The following is a 19,236-nucleotide window of genomic DNA, read 5'->3' as shown; positions in this document are numbered from 1 at the left end:
CGTCCGCTCCCCCTCAGCCCTTGGCCACGGCCCGCAGCCGGTCCACCACGTCGGCCCGCAGCTCCGCGGGCTCCAGGACGACCACGTCCGGCCCGAACTCCACCAGCCAGGCGTCGAGCCCGTGGCCGTGCGGAATCTCCAACTCGTCCCAGCCGTCACCGAGTTCCCGGACCGAGGTGGCCTTCGCCCGAAGGGGGTACCCCGCGTCCGAGCGCAGCCGGATCCGCGCCGAGCGGTCGGTGATCTCCCCGGCCCAGCTCGCGACGGTCTCACGGACGGTGACGACGTCCGGCACGTCAGCCGTGTACCGGCCGCCGCGCGAGCGGACCTTGCCGGTGATCCGGGACAGCCGGAAGACCCGCTCGGCGCCCCGGTCGCGGTCCCAGCCGGCCAGGTACCAGTGGCCCCGCCAGCACTCCAGCGCCCACGGCTCCACGTGCCGCTGCTCGGGGTGGGCGGCGGTGGCCTTGCGGTAGTCGAACACAACGGGCCTACGGTCCCGGCAGGCGAGCATCAGCGGCTCGAACGCCGCCTCGTGCACCGGGATGCGCGGCTCCAGCGCGCCGTGCGACCCGTACGGGTCGACGTCCTCGGGGAGTCCCGCGGCGCGCAGCTTCTGCAGGGCGCCGCTGGCGGCGCCGGCGAGCCGGGCCTGCTGCCACACCTTGGCGGCGAGCCCGAGTGCGGCGGCCTCCTCGGCGTCCAGGGTGATGGGCGGGAGGCGGTTGCTGTCGCGGCGGGCCAGATAGCCGACCTCGCCGTCGAGGCTCTCGACGGTCTCGATGACCAGTCCGAGCTCGCGCAGATCGTCCTTGTCCCGCTCGAACATGCGGTTGAAGGAGTCGTCGTTGCCGCCCGGACCGTTGCCCGGCCCGAAGGCCTCGACGTAGGCCTCGATGGAGTCGCGCAGCTCACGCTTGCTGAGCGGCCGCCGCGTCCCGAGCAGACACAGCGCCAGGTTCATCAGCCGCTCGGCCTTGGCAATGGCCATCGACGCGCTTCGCCTCCCTATGGTGCTTGACGACGTTGACCGTACCGCCCCACGGTGGCCCGGCAAAAGCCGAGGGCCCATGCCCGAACAGGCATGGGCCCCACGTGATCGAGTCTGTTCGGATCCTGCTCAGACCCCGAGCAGGTCGACCACGAAGATCAGCGTCTCGCCCGGCTTGATCAGAGGGGACGGGCTCTGGTTGCCGTAGGCGAGGTGGGCGGGGACGGTCAGCTGGCGGCGGCCGCCGACCTTCATGCCCTGCACGCCCTGGTCCCAGCCCTTGATGACCCGGCCGCCGCCCAGCGGGAAGCGGAAGGGGGTACCGCGGTTCCAGCTGGCGTCGAACTCCTCGCCGGTGCTGAAGGAGACACCCACGTAGTGCACGGTGACGGTCTGACCGGCCTGCGCGACCGGACCGTCGCCTTCCCAGATGTCCTTGATCTCGAGGTCCGCCGGGGGCTCGCCGCCCGGGAAGTCGATCTCGGGCTTGTCGATGCTCACTTGTCTCTCCTTGTTACGTGACCTGCGTCGGGAACAGTCTCACAGACCGGCCGGGTCAGACCGTGCCGAGGATGTCCACCGTGAAGACCAGGGTGTTCTTGGCCAGCTCGCTCTGAGGGCTCGCGCCGTAGCCGAGCGAGGGCGGGATCACCAGCAGCACGCGGTCGCCCACGTGCTTGCCGACGAGGCCCTTGTCCCAGCCCGCCACCACGGATCCGTTGCCGATCTGGAAGGCGGTGGCCCCGCCGTGGTCCCAGGAGGAGTCGAACTTCTTGCCGTCCTCCCACTTGACCCCGGTGTACTGGGCGATGAGGCCCTGCCCGGCCTCGACCTTCTTGCCGTCGCCCTTGACCAGCACCTGTTCCTTGAGATCCTTGGGAGCCTTCTCGCCCTTGGGGACGGTGATGACCGCGGCCTTCTGCGACGGGGACTTCACCTCGGGCAGGCCCGCCTCGGAGGGCACCTGCTCACCCTTGGCCTCACCCTTGGAGTCGACGCTCGCGGCCCCGACCGGGTCGACCACCCAGATCAGCACGTCCTTCGCGGCGATCCCCGAGGAGGTGTTCAGGCTCTGGCCGATCAGGTCACCCGCGGTGCCCTGCACCAGGATCCGGCTGCCGGGCTTCTTGCCCTTCACCGCGTCGAGGACCTTCGCGGGGAGCTGCTGGCTCGGCTTGCCGATCTGCTCGATGGACTGCCGTCGGGGCGCCTTGTCACCCGTCGATCCCGCGGCCCAGGTACCGCCGAGATCCTGGCCACCGCCCCACTTCTCGACGGTCCAGTCCAGGCGAACGAAGTCCGAGCCCTTGATCGGGCTTCCGCTGCCCGCCGAGACCGTCTTGACCACGGTCTTGTCCGACGGCTTGCCGTCCTTGGGCACGGAGATCTCGGGCTTCGCCCCGACCTTCCCCGTGACCTCGGCGACGCCTTCCGCCGTGTCGCCGTTGTTCCCGTCGTCCGACCCGCACGCGGCGGTGAACAACAGGGCGGGAACGGCCAGCAGCGCGGCCACGCGTCGTTTCGTGTTGTAGTTCATCAGTCCAACTGGGATCGGTGGTGTGGGGGCAATGGCCGCCACTCTACGGCGTACACGCTCCTCACTCGCCTCACCGCGCGACACGACGCACCCGGGCCGCTCCCGGACGGGCGGGTCCGGAACGGAAAAAGGGCCGATGCCCGGAGGTCCGAAAACCTCCGGGCATCGGCTTCCCGGGACTGGCCGGAACCGGCTCACATTCCGGCGATCAGCTTCTCCACCCGGTCGTCCACGGAACGGAACGGGTCCTTGCACAACACGGTGCGCTGGGCCTGGTCGTTGAGCTTGAGGTGCACCCAGTCGACCGTGAAGTCACGGCGCTGTTCCTGAGCGCGACGGATGAAGTCGCCGCGCAGCCGGGCCCGAGTGGTCTGCGGGGGAACGGACTTGCCCTCGAAGATCTTCAAGTCGTTGCAGATGCGCGCCGCCTGCCCCTTCTTCTCGAGCAGGTAGTACAGGCCACGACGGCGGTGGATGTCGTGGTAGGCGAGGTCTATCTGCGCGACGCGCGGATGCGACATGGTCATGTTGTGCTTGGCCCGGTACCGCTCGAGGAGCTTGTACTTCATGACCCAGTCGATCTCGGTGCCGATGCGGTCGAGGTCCTCGGTCTCGATCGCGTCCAGGGTGCGGCCCCACAGCTCCAGGACCTGCTCCACGGTGCCGGTGCGGATGCCGCGGCGCTCGCAGAAGTCCACGGCCTTCTCGTAGTACTCGCGCTGCACCTCCAGGGCGGAGGCCTCGCGTCCGCTGGCCAGGCGGACCTTGCGGCGGCCGGTGATGTCGTGGCTGACCTCGCGGATCGCCCGGATCGGGTTCTCCAGGGTGAGGTCCCGCATCACGGTGCCCGCCTCGATCATGCGCAGCACCAGGTCGGTGGCGCCGACCTTGAGCAGCATGGTCGTCTCGGACATGTTGGAGTCGCCCACGATGACGTGCAGGCGGCGGTAGCGCTCGGCGTCGGCGTGCGGCTCGTCACGCGTGTTGATGATCGGCCGGGAGCGGGTCGTCGCCGAGGAGACGCCCTCCCAGATGTGCTCGGCGCGCTGGCTGACGCAGTACACGGCACCGCGCGGTGTCTGGAGCACCTTGCCCGCGCCGCACAGCAACTGCCGTGTGACCAGGAACGGAATCAGAATGTCCGCGAGCCGGGAGAACTCCCCGTGCCGGGCGACCAGATAGTTCTCGTGGCAGCCGTAGGAGTTGCCCGCCGAATCGGTGTTGTTCTTGAAGAGGTAGACGTCGCCCGCGATTCCCTCCTCGTGCAGGCGTCGTTCGGCGTCCACCAGGAGTCCTTCGAGAATGCGCTCGCCCGCTTTGTCGTGGGTGACCAGCTCGGTCACGTTGTCACATTCGGGTGTGGCGTATTCCGGATGTGAACCCACGTCGAGATAGAGGCGGGCGCCGTTTCGCAGAAAGACATTGCTGCTGCGGCCCCATGACACGACACGGCGGAAGAGGTACCGCGCCACCTCGTCAGGAGACAGGCGGCGCTGTCCCCTGAACGTGCACGTGACGCCGTACTCGTTCTCCAGCCCGAAAATGCGGCGGTCCATGAGGGAACATTACGCCCGATCCCCTGAACTGAAACGGGGTTCGACGGCACGGTTTGGATCATTTTCCGAACCGGCGGCAACCACCGCTCCCCCGCCGGGAGCTGCGAGTACCCGTCCCGTGGCCGTCAAAACCAGCAGGGACACGCCACCCGCGACACCCGGGACGGCGAAGCCCCACAGTGCTCCGCCCGTCTCCACGACGGGCCCCGCGACGCCCGTTCCGACCGAGTGGCCCACGGTGAACGTCGTCACCAGCCAGGAGAACGCCTCGGTGACCGTGCCGCGCGGCGCGTGCCGGTCGACCAGGACGAACGCGCAGGCGATGGCGGGCGCGAGGAAGACCCCGGCGAGGGCGGTCAGCGCCACCATGAGCACCGCGTCCGGCATGAGCATCAGCGGCAGATAACACACCACCAGAAGGGCCACCAGCACCCGCAGTCGCCGCGCGGGCTCACCGGCCCACTGCCGGGCCCCGTAGACGCTGCCGCCGACCAGCGCCCCGAATCCCAGGGCCGCCATCAGCCAGCCGTACACGACGTCACCGCCGTGGTCGTCGGCGTAGGGCACCGAAGCGACCGTGATGGAGCCCAACGCCATCCCGATGAACAGGAACGCCGCCAGCAGGGCGAGCAGCCCCGCCGAGCGCAGCGCGCCCAGCCAGTGCGCCTCACGCGGCGCCGACCGCCACGCGCGCGAGGGCGGCGACACCACCACGGACAGCGCACCCAGCACCCCGACCGCGTTCAGCACGAGCAGCGCGGCCTGGGCGGACCACAGGGACACGCACAGCGTCACGAGCAGCGGCCCGACGGTGAACATCACCTCCTGGGCCACGGCGTCCATGGCGTACGCGGTGTGCACGTGTTCCTCCTTGCGGAGGACCGACGACCACAGGGCCCGCAGCCCGCCTTCGAGAGGCGGTGTGAAGAGCCCGGCACCGGCCACGGCGGCGTACGCGAGGGGCAGTGATCCGATCCCGGCGAAGGCGAAGACGGCCATGGCGAGCCCGGAGAGAACGGCCGCCGGCAGCTGCACGCGCGGCTGCCCACGCAGGTCCACGAGCCGCCCCAGCACCGGTTGCCCCACGGCGTTGGCGACGCCGTACACACCCGCGAGCGCCCCCGCGAGGCTGTACGAACCGCCTTCGGCCCGTACGAACAGCAGGATCGCGATGGCCGCCGTCGCGTTCGGCAGCCGGCCGACGAGCGTGCCGACGAGCAACCGGGCGGCGTGTCGCGCCCGAAGGATCTCCAGGTATCCCGTGGCCATGTCCCCCGCCTAGGTTTTACGTATAACGTCCGCCTCCATACGTACCATGGCCGCTGTTCACGAGTCCAGACGAAGGAGCATCCCGACGGTGGCACGAGGCAGCACCCGCCCCACGAGCCGGGACGTCGCCCAGGCCGCCGGCGTGTCCCAGGCGGCGGTCTCCCTGGTCCTGGGGGACAAGTGGCACGGCCGCGTCTCGGAGCCGACCGCTCAGCGGGTCCGCGAGGCGGCCCGCGACCTGGGCTACCGCCCGAACCTGGCCGCCCGCAACCTGCGCCTGGGCCGTACCCGCACGGTCCTCCTGGTGGTCCCCGCCCTGACCACGGAGTTCTTCGCCGGTGTCTACACGGGCGCCACCCGCGTCGCCGCCGAGCACGGCTTCGGCGTGGTCCTCTACCCGTCCCCCGAGGGCATCGGCCCCGCCCGGGACCCCTTCGCCTCCGCGCAGGCCGCCCTCGACGGCGTCATCGCGTCCTCCATGGCCGCGGACGCGCTGACCACCATCCGCGGGGAGGCACTGCCGCTGGTGATGCTGGACAGCGACCCGGCGGGCAGCCTGGGAGCGGCGACGGTCAACCTGGACATCGCCGACGGTGTCCGTCAGGTCGCGGAACACCTGCTGTCCCTGGGCCACCGGAGGTTCCTCCACCTGGCGGCTGACGTGCCGTCCTGGACCTTCGAGGTACGCGCCCGGGAGCTGGCGGCCCGCCTGGCCGGGGTGCCCGGCACATCCGTCCGTACGGCCCGCTCACCGATCTCCATCGAGGGCGCCGTGACCGCGGCCGAAGCCGCCCTCTCCGGGCCCGGCCCGCGCCCCACGGCGGTGATCTGCGACGACGACCTGCTGGCCGCCGGCACGTACAAGGCAGCTCGCCGCCTGAGCCTGCGCGTCCCGGACGACCTGTCGGTCACCGGCCTGGACGATCTCGCCCTGGCCACGGCGATCGACCCGGAACTGACGACGGTCCGCTTCGACGCCGAGCTGTTCGGTGAACGGGGCATGGCGGCGCTGTTGGCCGTCCTGGAGGGCCGCGAGCCCGAGAGCGGGGACATCCCGGTGCGCCTGGTGGAACGGGGCTCTACGGCACCGCCGGGAGCGGCGTAACGGCCGTTGGTGTCCGACGGGGCGCTGCGCAACCCGGCGTTGGGGGGTGCCGCCGACGGCCACTGAGGCCGGGTGGGCGCGCAGCTCGGCGCGACGAGGTGCCGCTGCGCCCACCCGTGCCGCCTGGGGGCACCTCCCAGGCCCTTAAGGCACTGGGGGAGGCACGACTCTGCCCGCAGCTAAGCGCACCCGCACCCGCGCACGCACGGAAGGGGACGTGTCCGGGGGGGTGTCCGCCCGCAGCGGTTGGCGCGTCAACGGGGAGTTAGTTGGTTCGCAAGCCCATCGCGCCGTCCCGAGGACGGACACCCCCCGGCGCGGCCCCCACCCACCACCCGGCGTCAGGCGCCCGCGCCCCCGCCGAAGCAGCCACAGGCCGCCGCAGGCACAAGCCGCGCGCCCACACCGCACAACACAACGGCAAGGGCGCGCGGCATCGGACGACTACTCGCCGTCCCCCGACGCCTCCGCCTCCGACTCCGCCGCGGCATCCGCCTCGGCCTCGGACGCCGTGGTCGCCCCGTCCGCCTCCAGCAGCCGCCCCAGCTGGCGCCCGCTGATCCGCTTGAACTTCCGCTTCTGCGGCCGCGTACGGTCCAGCACCGCCACTTCCAGCCGCTCCGCGGGAATCTCCCGCTCGCTGCCGTTCGTGTCGCGGGACAGCGCCTGCACCGCCAGCTTCAGCGCCTCGGCCAGCGTCATACCGTCCTGGTGCCGCTGGTCCAGATAGCTGCTGATCTGCTCCGCGTTGCCCCCCACCGCGACCGAGCCGTGCTCGTCCACGATGGAGCCGTCATGCGGCAGCCGGTAGATCTGGTCGCCCTCGGGCGTCTCCCCGACCTCCGCGACGACCAGCTCCACCTCGTACGGCTTCTCCGCCGCGCTGGAGAAGATCGTGCCCAGCGTCTGCGCGTACACGTTCGCCAGGCCCCGGGCCGTCACATCGTCCCGGTCGTAGGTGTACCCCCGCAGGTCGGCGTAGCGCACGCCGCCGATCCGCAGGTTCTCGTACTCGTTGTACTTGCCGGCGGCCGCGAAGCCGATCCGGTCATAGATCTCGCTGAACTTGTGCAGCGCACGGGACGGGTTCTCGCCGACGAACACGATGCCGTCGGCGTACTGCAGCACGACCAGGCTGCGACCACGGGCGATGCCCTTGCGGGCGTACTCCGCCCGGTCGGCCATCGCCTGCTGGGGTGAGACATAGAACGGCGTCGACACCGGTTATCCGTCCCTCTCTTGAAGATTCCGTCGGTTCACTGGACCACCCTCACGAAGACAGCCCGCTGCTCACAGCAGCGCGGCCCGCGGACCGTCGGGCTGCTCCAGCCGCCGCTCCAGAACCGACCGCGCGATCTCGGACGACTCGTTCTCGGAGAGCCGGCGGAAGCCGTCCTCGGTGATCACGGTGACGATGGGATAGATCCGGCGGGCGACATCGGGACCGCCGGTCGCCGAGTCGTCGTCTGCCGCGTCGTAGAGTGCCTGGACCACGAGCGTCGTGGCCTCGGCCTCGCTCAGGTCGTCCCGGAAGAGCTTCTTCATGGCGCCGCGAGCGAAGATCGACCCGGAACCGGTGGCCGCGAAGTTCTGCTCCTCGGAGCGCCCGCCCGTGACGTCGTAGGAGAAGATCCGCCCCTTCTCCCGGTCCACGTCGTACCCGGCGAACAGCGGGACGACGGCCAACCCCTGCATGGCCATGGCGAGGTTCGAGCGGATCATCGTCGACAGCCGGTTCGCCTTGCCCTCCAGCGACAGCTGCGCGCCCTCGACCTTCTCGAAGTGCTCCAGCTCCAGCTGGAACAGCTTCACCATCTCCACGGCCAGACCCGCCGTACCGGCGATGCCCACGGCCGAGTACTCGTCGGCCGGGAAGACCTTCTCGATGTCCCGCTGCGCGATGACGTTGCCCATGGTGGCCCGCCGGTCACCGGCGAGGACGACGCCGCCGGGGAACGTCACGGCCACGATCGTCGTGCCGTGCGGCGCCTCGATCGCGCCCTGCACCGGCGGCAACTTCTTGTTGCCCGGCAGCAGTTCCGGCTGGTGATCGGAGAGAAAGTCCATGAAGGAGGAAGACCCTGGCGTCAGGAAGGCAGCTGGTAGACGCCCGGTGCTACGAGTGTTGGCTTCCACGCGATTCCTTCCACGTATGCGACAGCCCGCCCTGTGACGTCGGGCCGATCCTTGGAACAACCCCGGCCCGGTTGCGACCGGGGGCTCGATATGCCACGGACCCTACCCGTCCTTCGGCGGTGATCCACATGCCCGGCGAATCCAACTCCGCGGGAGCCACGCCGCACTTGCCGGCCTCCCGCCCGGCAGGGAGCCGCGCTCCGGGCGCCACCGACGCCCGGAGCGCCGCACACGAGGGCATCACGTCCTGCGGTGCCCCGCGCGCAGCGCTCCGCGCTCGGCTCGTCTGTCACTCACGGCACCCCGTTCACCTTCGGAGTGAAGGCTCAGGCGCCTTACTGGCCACCCTTTTGAACGAAGGACCGCACGAAGTCCTCGGCGTTCTCCTCGAGGACGTCGTCGATCTCGTCCAGAACCGAGTCCACGTCGTCGCTCAGCTTCTCGTGACGCTCCTTGACGTCTTCCGAAGCCTGCGCCTCTGCCGCCTGCTCCTCGACCTCCTCGGTGGACCGGGTGGCCTTCTGCTGTCCGCCGCCGGTGTCCTTGGTCGCCATATCCCTCACCCCGCTCGGTTCGCCCGACACAGTTGCTCGGTCAAGATCAGACCCTACTCGCCGGGTCTGACAATGGCCCCGCAGTTGCTCCAACGTACGGGGACCACCTCGATGATTCCCGGACCTGGGATTTTCCACCCTGTCCGGCGGGCCCCAACCGTGTACCCGTTGACCGCGCTCACCCGCCCGAAAGGACCCTGACCAGGTCTTCCGCGGTGCGGCAGCGGTCCAGGAGCTCCTTGACGTGATTACGCGTTCCGCGAAGCGGTTCCAGGGTTGGAACGCGCTGGAGGGAGTCCCGGCCCGGCAGATCGAAGATCACCGAGTCCCAGGAGGCCGCCGCCACGTCGTCCGCGTACTGCTCCAGGCAGCGGCCGCGGAAGTAGGCGCGCGTGTCCTCCGGCGGCGCCGTACGGGCCCGCTCGACGTCCGCCTCGTCCAGGAGCCGCTTCATGCGCCCGCGGGCCACCAGACGGTTGTACAGGCCCTTCTCGGGCCGTACGTCGGCGTACTGGAGGTCGACCAGGTGCAGCCGCGCCGCGTCCCAGTCGAGGCTGTCCCGGCGCCGGTAGCCCTCCATGAGCTCCCGCTTGGCGACCCAGTCCAGCTCCCCGGCCAGGCTCATCGGGTCGTGCTCCAGACGGGTGAGGGTGTCCTCCCAGCGCGAGAGGACGTCCTTGGTCTGGTCGTCGGCGTCCGCGCCGTAGCGCTCCTCCACGTACTTGCGCGCGAGCTCGTAGTACTCCATCTGAAGCTGGACCGCCGTGAGCGTACGGCCGCTGCGCAGCGTGACCAGACGCTTCAGGGAGGGGTCGTGCGAGACCTGGTGGAGGGTGCGGACGGGCTGGTCGACGGCCAGGTCGACGGCGATGAAACCGTCCTCGATCATGGACAGGACCAGGGAGGTCGTCCCCAGCTTGAGGTAGGTCGAGATCTCCGACAGGTTCGCGTCGCCGATGATCACGTGCAGCCGTCGGTACTTCTCGGCGTCCGCGTGCGGCTCGTCGCGGGTGTTGATGATCGGGCGCTTGAGCGTCGTCTCGAGGCCGACCTCGACCTCGAAGTAGTCGGCTCGCTGGCTGAGCTGGAAGCCGTGCTCGTGCCCGTCCTGGCCGATGCCGACGCGGCCCGCGCCGGTGAAGACCTGGCGGGAGACGAAGAACGGCGTCAGGTGGCGCACGATGTCCGAGAAGGGGGTCTCCCGCTTCATCAGGTAGTTCTCGTGCGTGCCGTAGGACGCGCCCTTGTTGTCGGTGTTGTTCTTGTACAGGTGGATCGGCTGGGCACCGGGCAGCTGGGCGGCCCGTTCCGCGGCCTCCGCCATGATCCGCTCGCCGGCCTTGTCCCAGAGGACGGCGTCCCTCGGATTGGTGACCTCCGGGGCGCTGTACTCGGGGTGTGCGTGGTCGACGTAGAGCCGTGCGCCGTTGGTGAGGATCACGTTGGCCAGGCCGATGTCCTCGTCGGTGAGCTGGCTGGAGTCGGCGGCCTCGCGGGCGAGGTCGAAGCCTCGCGCGTCCCGCAGCGGGTTCTCCTCCTCGAAGTCCCAGCGGGCCCGGCGGGCCCGGTGCATCGCCGCCGCGTAGGCGTTCACGATCTGGGACGAGGTGAGCATGGCATTGGCGTTGGGGTGGCCGGGGACGGAGATTCCGTACTCCGTCTCGATGCCCATTACTCGCCGTACGGTCATGCGGCCCTCCTTGCCCGGCGGCGCCCTCGGTCGTGGGCGCCACTCAGATACCGCTGGCGCTCGGTTGCGTGTGCGGTGCCCGTCCCCGCACTGCGCGACGTGGCGGTACGCAAGAGCCTAGAACGCCTTTGCGCTGGTGGGGAGATCATTTGCGTCATTGCGTTGCTCCAGCCGTGGCCTGAAAAACAGTCGGCTGCGGGTACCCGCCGAGGGCACCCGCAGCCGCCCTGCCTTTTACAGGTACTGACCGGTGTTCGCCACCGTGTCGATGGAGCGTCCGGTGTCCGCGCCCTGCTTTCCGGTGATGAGCGTACGGATGTACACGATCCGCTCGCCCTTCTTGCCGGAGATCCGGGCCCAGTCGTCCGGGTTGGTGGTGTTGGGCAGGTCCTCGTTCTCCTTGAACTCGTCCACGCAGGCCTGGAGGAGGTGGGAGACCCTGAGTCCCTTCTGGTTCTTCTCGAGAAAGTCCTTGATCGCCATCTTCTTGGCGCGGCCCACGATGTTCTCGATCATGGCGCCGGAGTTGAAGTCCTTGAAGTACAGAACTTCCTTGTCGCCGTTGGCGTAGGTGACCTCCAGGAAGCGGTTCTCCTCGGATTCGGCGTACATCTGTTCGACGGCCGTCTGGATCATGCTCTGGACCGTGGCCGCCTTGGACCCACTGTGCTCGGCGAGGTCCTCGCTGTGCAGCGGGAGGCGCTCGGTGAGGTACTTGCCGAAGATGTCCTTGGCCGCCTCGGCGTCCGGACGCTCGATCTTGATCTTCACGTCCAGCCGGCCGGGACGCAGGATGGCGGGGTCGATCATGTCCTCACGGTTGGAGGCACCGATCACGACAACGTTCTGCAGGCCCTCCACACCGTCGATCTCGGCGAGCAGCTGCGGGACGATGGTGTTCTCCACGTCCGAGCTGACACCGGAGCCACGGGTGCGGAAGAGGGACTCCATCTCGTCGAAGAAGACGATAACGGGGGTGCCCTCGCTGGCCTTCTCACGGGCCCGCTGGAAGACGAGGCGGATCTGCCGCTCCGTCTCACCGACGTACTTGTTCAGGAGCTCCGGGCCCTTGATGTTGAGGAAGAAGCTCTTGCCGGCGGCCTGGCCGGTCACCTCGGCGACCTTCTTGGCCAGCGAGTTGGCCACGGCCTTGGCGATCAGGGTCTTACCGCATCCGGGGGGCCCGTACAGCAGGACACCCTTCGGCGGCCGCAGTTCGTGCTCCTTGAACAGGTCCGGGTAGAGGTACGGGAGCTCGACGGCGTCGCGGATGGCCTCGATCTGGCCACCCAGGCCGCCGATCTGCTCGTAGCCGATGTCGGGGACCTCTTCGAGGACGAGCTCCTCGACCTCGCTCTTGGGCACGACCTCGTAGACGTAGCCGGAGCGGGGTTCGAGCAGGAGGGCGTCGCCGGGGCGGATGGTGACGTCCAGCAGCGGCTCGGCGAGCCGTACCACCCGCTCCTCGTCGGTGTGCCCGAGCACCAGGGCCCGCTCGCCGTCCTCGAGGATCTCCTTGAGTGTGACGATGTCGCCGACGCGCTCGAACTCCATGGCGTCGACCACGTTGAGCGCTTCGTTGAGCATCACTTCCTGGCCGCGCCGGAGCTCGTCGAGCTCGACGCTGGGGCTGACGTTCACCCTGAGCTTGCGGCCGCCGGTGAAGATGTCGGCGGTGCCGTCCTCGTTCGCCGTCAGGAAGACACCGAAGCCGGCCGGCGGCTGCGCGAGCCGGTCGACTTCCTCCTTGAGGGCCACGATCTGGTCACGAGCCTCACGGAGCGTGTTGGCGAGTCGCTCGTTCTGCGCGGACACGCCGGCCAGATTGGTCTGCAGCTCGACGATCCGCTCTTCGAGAATCCTCGTGTGTCGCGGAGAGTCGGCGAGCTTGCGTCGCAGGACGGCGATCTCCTGCTCAAGGTAGGCAATCTGCCCGGCCGGGTCGTCGGACCCGCGTCCCGGGCGGATGCCGCGGTTCATGTCGTCGTCGTGGGCTGCCACGGTCCTCACCTCCTCCAAGGGGAGCTGGACGCTTCCAGACCCTACCTGGGCGGGTGTCGATTGAAACCCCTAGATCACAAAGACGGTCGGGGTGTGTCCGATCTTCACCCTTGCGCTCTCCCTCACGCCAGGGGAATACCCAGCGAACATGAATGGAACCCAGCCGGAGGTAGGGTCGAAGCGTTCAACACCCGTCAGAGCTGGCCGGATTCCCGGCACGGCTCGACGTATGAAACGGCAGGAGACATGAGCGTGCAGCAGGAGGCCGGGGTCGAGGGCGAGGCACTGGAGGTCTGGATCGACCAGGACCTGTGTACCGGTGACGGCATCTGCGCCCAGTACGCGCCCGAGGTGTTCGAGCTGGACATCGACGGTCTGGCCTATGTGAAGAGCCCCGACGACGAGTTGCTCCAGGACAGGGGCGCGACAACGCCCGTTCCGCTGCCGCTTCTCACGGACGTGATCGACTCGGCGAAGGAGTGTCCGGGCGACTGCATCCACGTACGTCGGGTTTCGGACAGGACCGAGGTCTACGGACCGGACGCGGAGTGACTAGTTCTCTACGTTGCGTTACTACTGTCTGATATCTCACACGTAGCGTCGCAGAAGCCTCACACGCTGCGGGCACCGGCCGGTGCCGAGCGCACGAACGCGCCGTTCCGCCAACGCCATTTCGCGTCGCTGTGCACATCGGGGCAGCAACGCGGCACATCGGACGACGAGTAGCCGAGGAGCGTGGCCGTGACGGCGCCGTCGCGTACGGCGAAGTCGCTGACGGTGGTGCCGTCCTCGGGGTCGAGCAGGGTCGCCACCACACGCGGTGCGCCGCCGTCGCGGCCCCGGGTGAGGACGTACACGCCGTCCGGCGGGGTGCCCATCGGGGAGTCGCAGTGGACCACGGCCACCGTCTCGGGGGTGCCGTCGCCGTCGAGGTCGCCGGACGCCTTCTTCTCCACCACGGCCTTCACCGGGCCGCACTCGATGGGGAACTCCACCGTGGCCGGGTCGGGCGCCGTCACGTTCGCCGGCGCGCTTCTGGTCTCGGGGGCGGGCGACTGGGCCGCCGTGGCCGCGCCCGGCTGGAAGAGCGAGGAGAGGGCCACGACGCCGGCGACGGCTGTCGCGGTGGCGAGCCAGTGGATGGGGCGGGTGTGGGTGTGGGCGAGCTCCGGGACGGCGGAAGGCTGCACTAGGAGTGTCTCCTGAGGGCTGTGCCGGTGGGTGGCCAAGATGGTGCCACACGTCACACCGCGAGGGAACGGCGGGGTGTGCAGGTCCTGCGCCGGGGAAGTCAGAAGGGTTACGGTCCCTGCCGCTGTGTCAGCGGGGATGCCGGCTCGGGCCGCTGCGCGACGGCCGTCACCTCGGCAAGGCGGGCCACCGGAGGCCTGTTTCAGGTCAAGGGGGACACGCGCTGGTTCACCCGTCGCGGCGGCGCGGGGCAACGGCAAGGCGCCGTGGCGGAGTTCCGGAGTGGGTCCGGGAACTCCGCCACGGCGCCTGTGCGTTGTGCGGGCGGCGGGCCGTGTCAGCGGCCGGTGCCGCCGTCGGCGTTGGGGCCGACGTAGTCCTCGCCGTAGGCGCCCTTGGCGGGGCGGCGGCGGCGCATGGGCGGCTCGACGCCGTCGGCGAGGCGGCGGGCCGTGAGCAGGAAGCCGGTGTGGCCGATCATCCGGTGGTCCGGGCGGACGGCCAGGCCCTCGATGTGCCAGTTGCGGATCATCGTCTCCCAGGAGGTCGGCTCGTTGAAGCAGCCGATCTCGCGGATGGACTCGACGGTCCGGGCGAGCTGGGTGGTGGTCGCCACGTAGCAGCACAGGATGCCGCCGGGGACCAGCGCCTTGGAGACGGCCTCCAGGCACTCCCAGGGGGCGAGCATGTCGAGGATGACGCGGTCGACGTCGGCGTCGGACAGGTTGTCCTGGAGGTCGCCGACGGTGAGCTGCCAGGCGGGGTGCGGGCCGCCGAAGTAGCGCTCCACGTTCGCCTGGGCGATCTCGGCGAAATCCGCGCGGCGCTCGTAGCTGTGCAGCATGCCCTGGTCGCCGATGGCGCGCAGCAGGAAGCTGCTGAGCGAGCCCGAGCCGACACCGGCCTCCACGACGCGGGCGCCGGGGAAGATGTCGGCGAAGGCGAGGATCTGCCCCGCGTCCTTCGGGTAGACGACGGCTGCCCCGCGGGGCATGGACAGGACGTAGTCGGGGAGCAGGGGGCGCAGCGCGAGATAGGCGACGTTTCCCGTGGTGCGGACAACGCTGCCCTCGGGAGCGCCGATCAGTTCGTCGTGCGGGAAGGAACCCTTGTGGGTGTGGAAGTTCTTCCCGGCCTCGAGCGTGAACGTGTAGTGGCGGCCCTTGGGGTCGGTCAGCTGTACCTGGTCCCCGACCTTGAAGGGCCCGCGCCTGCGGGCGGCACCGGTCGGTTCGGACATGTGACCAGCCTACCGGCACCTGAGAGGCCTTCCGACCACGGTCCGGCCTCTAGGAGGGACGGGCCATGGCCTTCACGAAGGCTCGTTCCACGTCGGCCGCGGACAGGACGCCGTAGATCTCGCCGGTCTCCTCGACCACCAGGTACTCGGTCGCGGGGGTCGCCCGGAGCGCGTCCAGGAGCTCCTCGCCGGACAGTTCCGCGGAGACACGCATGCCGTCGGTCAGGTCCTGGGCGAGGCCGCTGACCGCGACCCAGGGGCGGCGGTGTTCGGGTACGCCGACGATGGCGGCCTCGCGGACGAGGGAGACGGGGTTGCCGTGGGCGTCGACGACGACCAGGGCGCGGGCGCCGGCGGCGTTGGCACGGCGCAGGGCCTCCGAGAGGGGCGTGTGGGTCTCGACCGGGACGGCACGGCGGGTGAGCGCGCGGGCGCGCAGTTCGGGGAGGTGCTCGCGCAGGCGGGCCATGCGCAGGCTGTTGCCGGCGCCGGTCCAGATGATCGCGGCGAGGATGGCGGCGAGCAGGGCGTCCAGGACGGTGTCCATGCCGACGTTGTCCACGGCGTCGGTGCCGAGGGCGCCGGACTGGGTCAGCAGGGGCAGGCCGATCAGGACGGAGACGGCGAGGGCGCGGCCGACCCAGGCGGCGGCCACGGTGCCGGTCATCGGCTTGCCGGTGATCTTCCAGACGACCGCGCGGAGCATGCGGCCGCCGTCCAGGGGCAGGCCGGGCAGGAGGTTGAACGCGGCCACGATCAGGTTGGAGATCATCAGGCCGGCCAGCAGGAAGCCCGGAACCGTGTCGGGTTCCACGGCCTGCAGGGCCGCGTAGAAGACGCCGGCCAGGGCGAGGGAGAGCAGCGGTCCGACGAAGGCGAGGACGAACTCCCGGCCGGGGGTCTCGGCCTCCTTCTCGATCTCGGAGACGCCGCCGAAGAACTGGAGCTGGATGCGGCGGACGGGGAGCTTGAAGCGGAGGGCGGCGACCGTGTGGGCCAGCTCGTGCACCAGCACGGACGCGTAGAAGGCGACCGCGAAGAACAGGGAGACCAGGTACCGGGCGGCGCCGAGCTCGGGCAGCACGCGCTCCAGCTGTCCGCCGAACACCCAGGTGATCAGCGCGGCGACGAGGAACCAGCTGGGCGCGACGTAGACGGGCACGCCGAACGGCCGTCCCATCAGCAGTCCGCCGCGCGGCTCCGGGCGCTGGGGCGCGGGGCCCTTGCCGTCGGCCGAGTGCGCGAGGTGGCGGTCACCGGTGCCGGGGGTGGCGTGCCGGCCGGTCGTATCGGCCCTGCCCGCGGCCGGGTCCGTGTGCGGACCGGTGGCGTAGGCACGGTCGGGGTGCGCGTCGCCTTCCGGCGACCGGCTGCTGCCGTCGTGGTCGCCGTGGGCGGGGGCCTTGCGCAGAGCGTCGGGCTCGGGGCGGTCGGGGTGCGCGGCGGCGTCCGCCGGCTGACTGCCGTCGTCCTCGCGGTGGGTATCGGCCTCGGGGCGGTCCGGGTGCGCGGCGGCATCCTCCGACCGGCGACTCCGGTCGTCCCCGCCGTGGGCGGGAGCCCTGCGAAGGGCATCCGCCTCCGGGCGGTCCGGGTGCGCGTCGCTCCCGGAAGGGCGGCTGCCGGGGTCGTCCTGAGCGGAGTCCTCGGGGCGGCCCGCGTGCGGGGCGGCCTCCGAACGGGGGCTGTCGGCGTCCTCGCCGCGCGCGGAGGCCTCGGCGTGGTCGGGGTGTTCCCGGGGTGACGCTTCCGGGGGGCCGCCGGTGGTGGAGGGCTCATCCGCTGCCGGGTCGGCCGCCGGTTCGGGTGTCTGCCCGGACGGGTGGTCGTCCGGCCGGGTCGGCGGCGTCGTGGCAGGGGCGTCGTCGTCGCTCGTGGAGGTGAACCGCCGTACGTCCGTGGACCGTTCGTCGGCGGAGGTGGGGTCGGTGGCCGGGGCCGGAGGCCCTGCGTGGCGCTCGGCCGACTCCTCGTTGCCGGACCGCGGCTGCCCGCGCCCGCCGCTCTCGTCCACCGGTGTCCCCTCGTTCGCATCGTCTCCCGCGCCTGCCGGACGGGAGGGTATCGAGTCGATGGTATGCGTCCGTCGAGGTGCCTTCCGCCCCGGCACCCCTGAGTTTCCCTCAGTCCCGTCTCCTCACTCCCGCCCGCGGCGTAACCGCGGCTGGGTCACTGTCAGTGGCGGGCCGTATGGTCTGGGGCATGGAGACGAGCACCGAGGGCGCGGCGCAGCCCGACAGCAGCCCTGCCGCGGCGGTGGATCCGCCGGCCCGGGCCGGGCTGGTGGAGGCGGCCGTCGAGACGACGGAGACAGCAGGGGAGACGGCGGCCGGGACCGCTGCCGAGACCGCGCCCCCGGCCAAACCGCCCGCCTCGCTGTCCCCCTCGCGTGCCAGTGACTTCATGCAGTGCCCGCTGCTCTACCGCTTCCGGGTCATCGACCGGCTGCCGGAGAAGCCGAGCGAGGCGGCGACGAGAGGGACGCTGGTGCACGCGGTCCTGGAGCGCCTCTTCGACGCCCCGGCGGCGGAGCGCACGGCGCCGCGGGCGAAGTCGCTGATCCCGGGCCAGTGGGACCGGCTGCGGGAGACGCGGCCGGAGGTCGTGGAGCTGTTCGCCGACGATCCGCAGGGCGAGCGGCTGGCGCGCTGGCTGGGCGAGGCCGAGCAGCTCGTCGAGCGCTGGTTCAGCCTGGAGAACCCCAGCCGGCTGGAGCCGGCCGAGCGGGAGCTGTTCGTCGAGGCCGAGCTGGAGTCCGGGCTGCGGCTGCGCGGGATCATCGACCGGGTCGACGTGGCGCCCACGGGCGAGGTCCGGATCGTCGACTACAAGACGGGCAAGGCCCCCAGGCCCGAGTACTCCGAGGGCGCCCTGTTCCAGATGAAGTTCTACGCCCTGGTCGTCTGGCGGCTGAAGAACGTGGTCCCGAGGCGGCTTCAGCTGGTCTACCTCGGCAGCGGTCAGGTACTGACGTACGACCCCGTCCTCGCCGACCTGGAGCGCGTCGAGCGCAAGCTGCTCGCGCTGTGGGAGGCGATCCGGCTGGCGACCGAGACGGGCGACTGGCGGCCGCGCCCCACGAAGCTGTGCGGCTGGTGCGACCACCAGGCCCACTGCCCGGAGTTCGGCGGCACTCCCCCGCCGTACCCGCTGCCGCTGCCGCCGCGGGTGACCGGCCAGGGCGGCTGAGCCCGGCGGCCTGGCGCAGGGCAGAATGGGGCCGGACTAGCGAAGGAGACTTACGTGGCCATCCGCGTCCTACTGGTCGACGACCAGCCACTGCTCCGTACGGGCTTCCGGATGATCCTGGAGGCCGAGCAGGACCTCGCGGTCGTCGGCGAGGCCGGAGACGGCCTCCAGGCGCTGGACCAGGTGCGGGCGCTGCAGCCCGATGTGGTCCTGATGGACATCCGCATGCCGCGGATGGACGGTGTGGAGGCGACCCGTCAGATCACCGGCCCCGGGCGGGACGGTCCGGCGAAGGTCCTGGTGCTGACCACCTTCGACCTCGACGAGTACGTGGTGGAGGCCCTGCGGGCCGGTGCCAGCGGCTTCCTGCTCAAGGACGCCCCGGCCAACGAGCTGGTGCAGGCGATCCGGGTCGTGGCCGCGGGTGAGGCGATGCTCGCGCCGAGCATCACCAGGCGGCTGCTCGACAAGTACGCCACGCATCTGCCGTCGGGCGAGGAGCCGGTGCCGGACACGCTGCACACGCTCACCGACCGCGAGGTGGAGGTGCTGAAGCTGGTGGCGCGGGGGCTGTCCAACGCCGAGATCGCCGCCGACCTGTTCGTCAGCGAGACCACCGTCAAGACGCACGTCGGGCATGTGCTCACCAAGCTGGGCCTGCGCGACCGCGTGCAGGCCGCGGTGTACGCGTACGAGAGCGGGCTGGTGCGCCCCGGCGCACAGTAGACACCCGGACACACAGAGGGCGCCCCCTGCCGAGCAGGGGGCGCCCTCTTC

General features: G+C 70.5%; 16 protein-coding genes and 1 pseudogene. 4 read left to right on the top strand and 13 right to left on the bottom strand.

The window, feature by feature from the left end:
* Positions 1-13: 13 nt before the first annotated feature.
* From ABZ192_RS18600 to ABZ192_RS18580, 5 genes are all read right to left on the bottom strand, one after another.
* Positions 14-991, bottom strand: a complete 978-nt coding sequence (locus tag ABZ192_RS18600; RefSeq protein ID WP_356925547.1) for a WYL domain-containing protein — start codon at positions 989-991, stop codon at positions 14-16.
* A 129-nt stretch (positions 992-1,120) separates the two neighbouring features.
* Complete coding sequence (locus tag ABZ192_RS18595) at positions 1,121-1,492, bottom strand: FKBP-type peptidyl-prolyl cis-trans isomerase (protein ID WP_356041543.1); 372 nt, start codon at positions 1,490-1,492, stop codon at positions 1,121-1,123.
* A gap of 55 nt (positions 1,493-1,547) precedes the next feature.
* Complete coding sequence (locus ABZ192_RS18590) at positions 1,548-2,528, bottom strand: FKBP-type peptidyl-prolyl cis-trans isomerase (RefSeq protein WP_356925546.1); 981 nt, start codon at positions 2,526-2,528, stop codon at positions 1,548-1,550.
* 194 nt (positions 2,529-2,722) lie between these two features.
* The gene (pafA, locus tag ABZ192_RS18585) at positions 2,723-4,084 is read right to left on the bottom strand and encodes a Pup--protein ligase (protein WP_119101884.1); all 1,362 of its coding nucleotides are present in this window, start codon (positions 4,082-4,084) and stop codon (positions 2,723-2,725) included.
* Positions 4,085-4,093: 9 nt separating this feature from the next.
* Complete coding sequence (locus ABZ192_RS18580) at positions 4,094-5,353, bottom strand: MFS transporter (RefSeq protein ID WP_356925545.1); 1,260 nt, start codon at positions 5,351-5,353, stop codon at positions 4,094-4,096.
* An 88-nt stretch (positions 5,354-5,441) separates the two neighbouring features.
* Here ABZ192_RS18580 and ABZ192_RS18575 point away from each other — a divergent pair, with 88 nt between their 5' ends.
* Positions 5,442-6,458, top strand: a complete 1,017-nt coding sequence (locus tag ABZ192_RS18575) for a LacI family DNA-binding transcriptional regulator (RefSeq protein ID WP_356925544.1) — start codon at positions 5,442-5,444, stop codon at positions 6,456-6,458.
* Positions 6,459-6,902: 444 nt separating this feature from the next.
* Here the strand turns inward: ABZ192_RS18575 and prcA are convergent, their stop codons facing one another.
* The 5 genes from prcA to arc form a co-directional block, all read right to left on the bottom strand.
* Positions 6,903-7,679: a proteasome subunit alpha gene (prcA, locus tag ABZ192_RS18570; RefSeq protein ID WP_356925543.1), complete on the bottom strand. Its 777-nt coding sequence runs from the start codon at positions 7,677-7,679 to the stop codon at positions 6,903-6,905.
* 69 nt (positions 7,680-7,748) lie between these two features.
* Positions 7,749-8,594: a proteasome subunit beta gene (gene prcB / locus ABZ192_RS18565; protein ID WP_086564245.1), complete on the bottom strand. Its 846-nt coding sequence runs from the start codon at positions 8,592-8,594 to the stop codon at positions 7,749-7,751.
* Between the two features lie 335 nt (positions 8,595-8,929).
* Complete coding sequence (locus ABZ192_RS18560; protein ID WP_010045349.1) at positions 8,930-9,148, bottom strand: ubiquitin-like protein Pup; 219 nt, start codon at positions 9,146-9,148, stop codon at positions 8,930-8,932.
* A 178-nt stretch (positions 9,149-9,326) separates the two neighbouring features.
* Positions 9,327-10,838: a depupylase/deamidase Dop gene (gene dop, locus ABZ192_RS18555; RefSeq protein ID WP_356925542.1), complete on the bottom strand. Its 1,512-nt coding sequence runs from the start codon at positions 10,836-10,838 to the stop codon at positions 9,327-9,329.
* 234 nt (positions 10,839-11,072) lie between these two features.
* Complete coding sequence (arc, locus tag ABZ192_RS18550) at positions 11,073-12,839, bottom strand: proteasome ATPase (RefSeq protein WP_356925541.1); 1,767 nt, start codon at positions 12,837-12,839, stop codon at positions 11,073-11,075.
* 246 nt (positions 12,840-13,085) lie between these two features.
* Here arc and ABZ192_RS18545 point away from each other — a divergent pair, with 246 nt between their 5' ends.
* Positions 13,086-13,391 carry a ferredoxin gene (locus tag ABZ192_RS18545; RefSeq protein ID WP_356925540.1) on the top strand — a complete coding sequence of 102 codons (306 nt, stop codon included), beginning with the start codon at positions 13,086-13,088 and terminating at the stop codon, positions 13,389-13,391.
* A gap of 59 nt (positions 13,392-13,450) precedes the next feature.
* On the opposite strand, the gene ABZ192_RS18540 is transcribed toward ABZ192_RS18545, so the two are convergent.
* The 3 genes from ABZ192_RS18540 to ABZ192_RS18530 form a co-directional block, all read right to left on the bottom strand.
* On the bottom strand, positions 13,451-14,029 hold the full coding sequence (locus ABZ192_RS18540; protein WP_356925539.1) for a hypothetical protein: 579 nt from the start codon (positions 14,027-14,029) through the stop codon (positions 13,451-13,453).
* Positions 14,030-14,367: 338 nt separating this feature from the next.
* Positions 14,368-15,270: a tRNA (adenine-N1)-methyltransferase gene (locus ABZ192_RS18535; RefSeq protein ID WP_356925538.1), complete on the bottom strand. Its 903-nt coding sequence runs from the start codon at positions 15,268-15,270 to the stop codon at positions 14,368-14,370.
* A 49-nt stretch (positions 15,271-15,319) separates the two neighbouring features.
* Positions 15,320-17,284 (bottom strand): site-2 protease family protein, encoded by a 1,965-nt coding sequence (locus ABZ192_RS18530; protein ID WP_356925537.1) that lies wholly within the window; start codon positions 17,282-17,284, stop codon positions 15,320-15,322.
* Positions 17,285-17,472: 188 nt separating this feature from the next.
* Between ABZ192_RS18530 and ABZ192_RS18525 the strand changes: the two are divergent.
* Positions 17,473-18,499, top strand: a pseudogene (locus ABZ192_RS18525) (PD-(D/E)XK nuclease family protein).
* A gap of 14 nt (positions 18,500-18,513) precedes the next feature.
* A complete protein-coding gene (locus tag ABZ192_RS18520; protein WP_010045368.1) occupies positions 18,514-19,185 on the top strand; it encodes a response regulator transcription factor in 672 nt (223 codons plus the stop codon).
* Positions 19,186-19,236 lie beyond the last annotated feature (51 nt).

It is taken from the genome of Streptomyces sp. NPDC006235 (assembly GCF_040613735.1).
Taxonomy (GTDB): Bacteria; Actinomycetota; Actinomycetes; order Streptomycetales; family Streptomycetaceae; genus Streptomyces.
Note: the sequence above shows the minus strand (reverse complement) of the source record. Positions and strands in the feature narration are given on the sequence as shown.

Coding starts and splice junctions, on each gene's coding strand:
- ABZ192_RS18600 (WP_356925547.1), bottom strand. CDS start 991: ATGGCCATTGCCAAGGCCGAGCGGCTGATGAACCTGGCGCTGTGTCTG.
- ABZ192_RS18590 (WP_356925546.1), bottom strand. CDS start 2,528: ATGAACTACAACACGAAACGACGCGTGGCCGCGCTGCTGGCCGTTCCC.
- pafA (WP_119101884.1), bottom strand. CDS start 4,084: ATGGACCGCCGCATTTTCGGGCTGGAGAACGAGTACGGCGTCACGTGC.
- ABZ192_RS18580 (WP_356925545.1), bottom strand. CDS start 5,353: ATGGCCACGGGATACCTGGAGATCCTTCGGGCGCGACACGCCGCCCGG.
- ABZ192_RS18560 (WP_010045349.1), bottom strand. CDS start 9,148: ATGGCGACCAAGGACACCGGCGGCGGACAGCAGAAGGCCACCCGGTCC.
- dop (WP_356925542.1), bottom strand. CDS start 10,838: ATGACCGTACGGCGAGTAATGGGCATCGAGACGGAGTACGGAATCTCC.
- ABZ192_RS18545 (WP_356925540.1), top strand. CDS start 13,086: ATGAGCGTGCAGCAGGAGGCCGGGGTCGAGGGCGAGGCACTGGAGGTC.
- ABZ192_RS18535 (WP_356925538.1), bottom strand. CDS start 15,270: ATGTCCGAACCGACCGGTGCCGCCCGCAGGCGCGGGCCCTTCAAGGTC.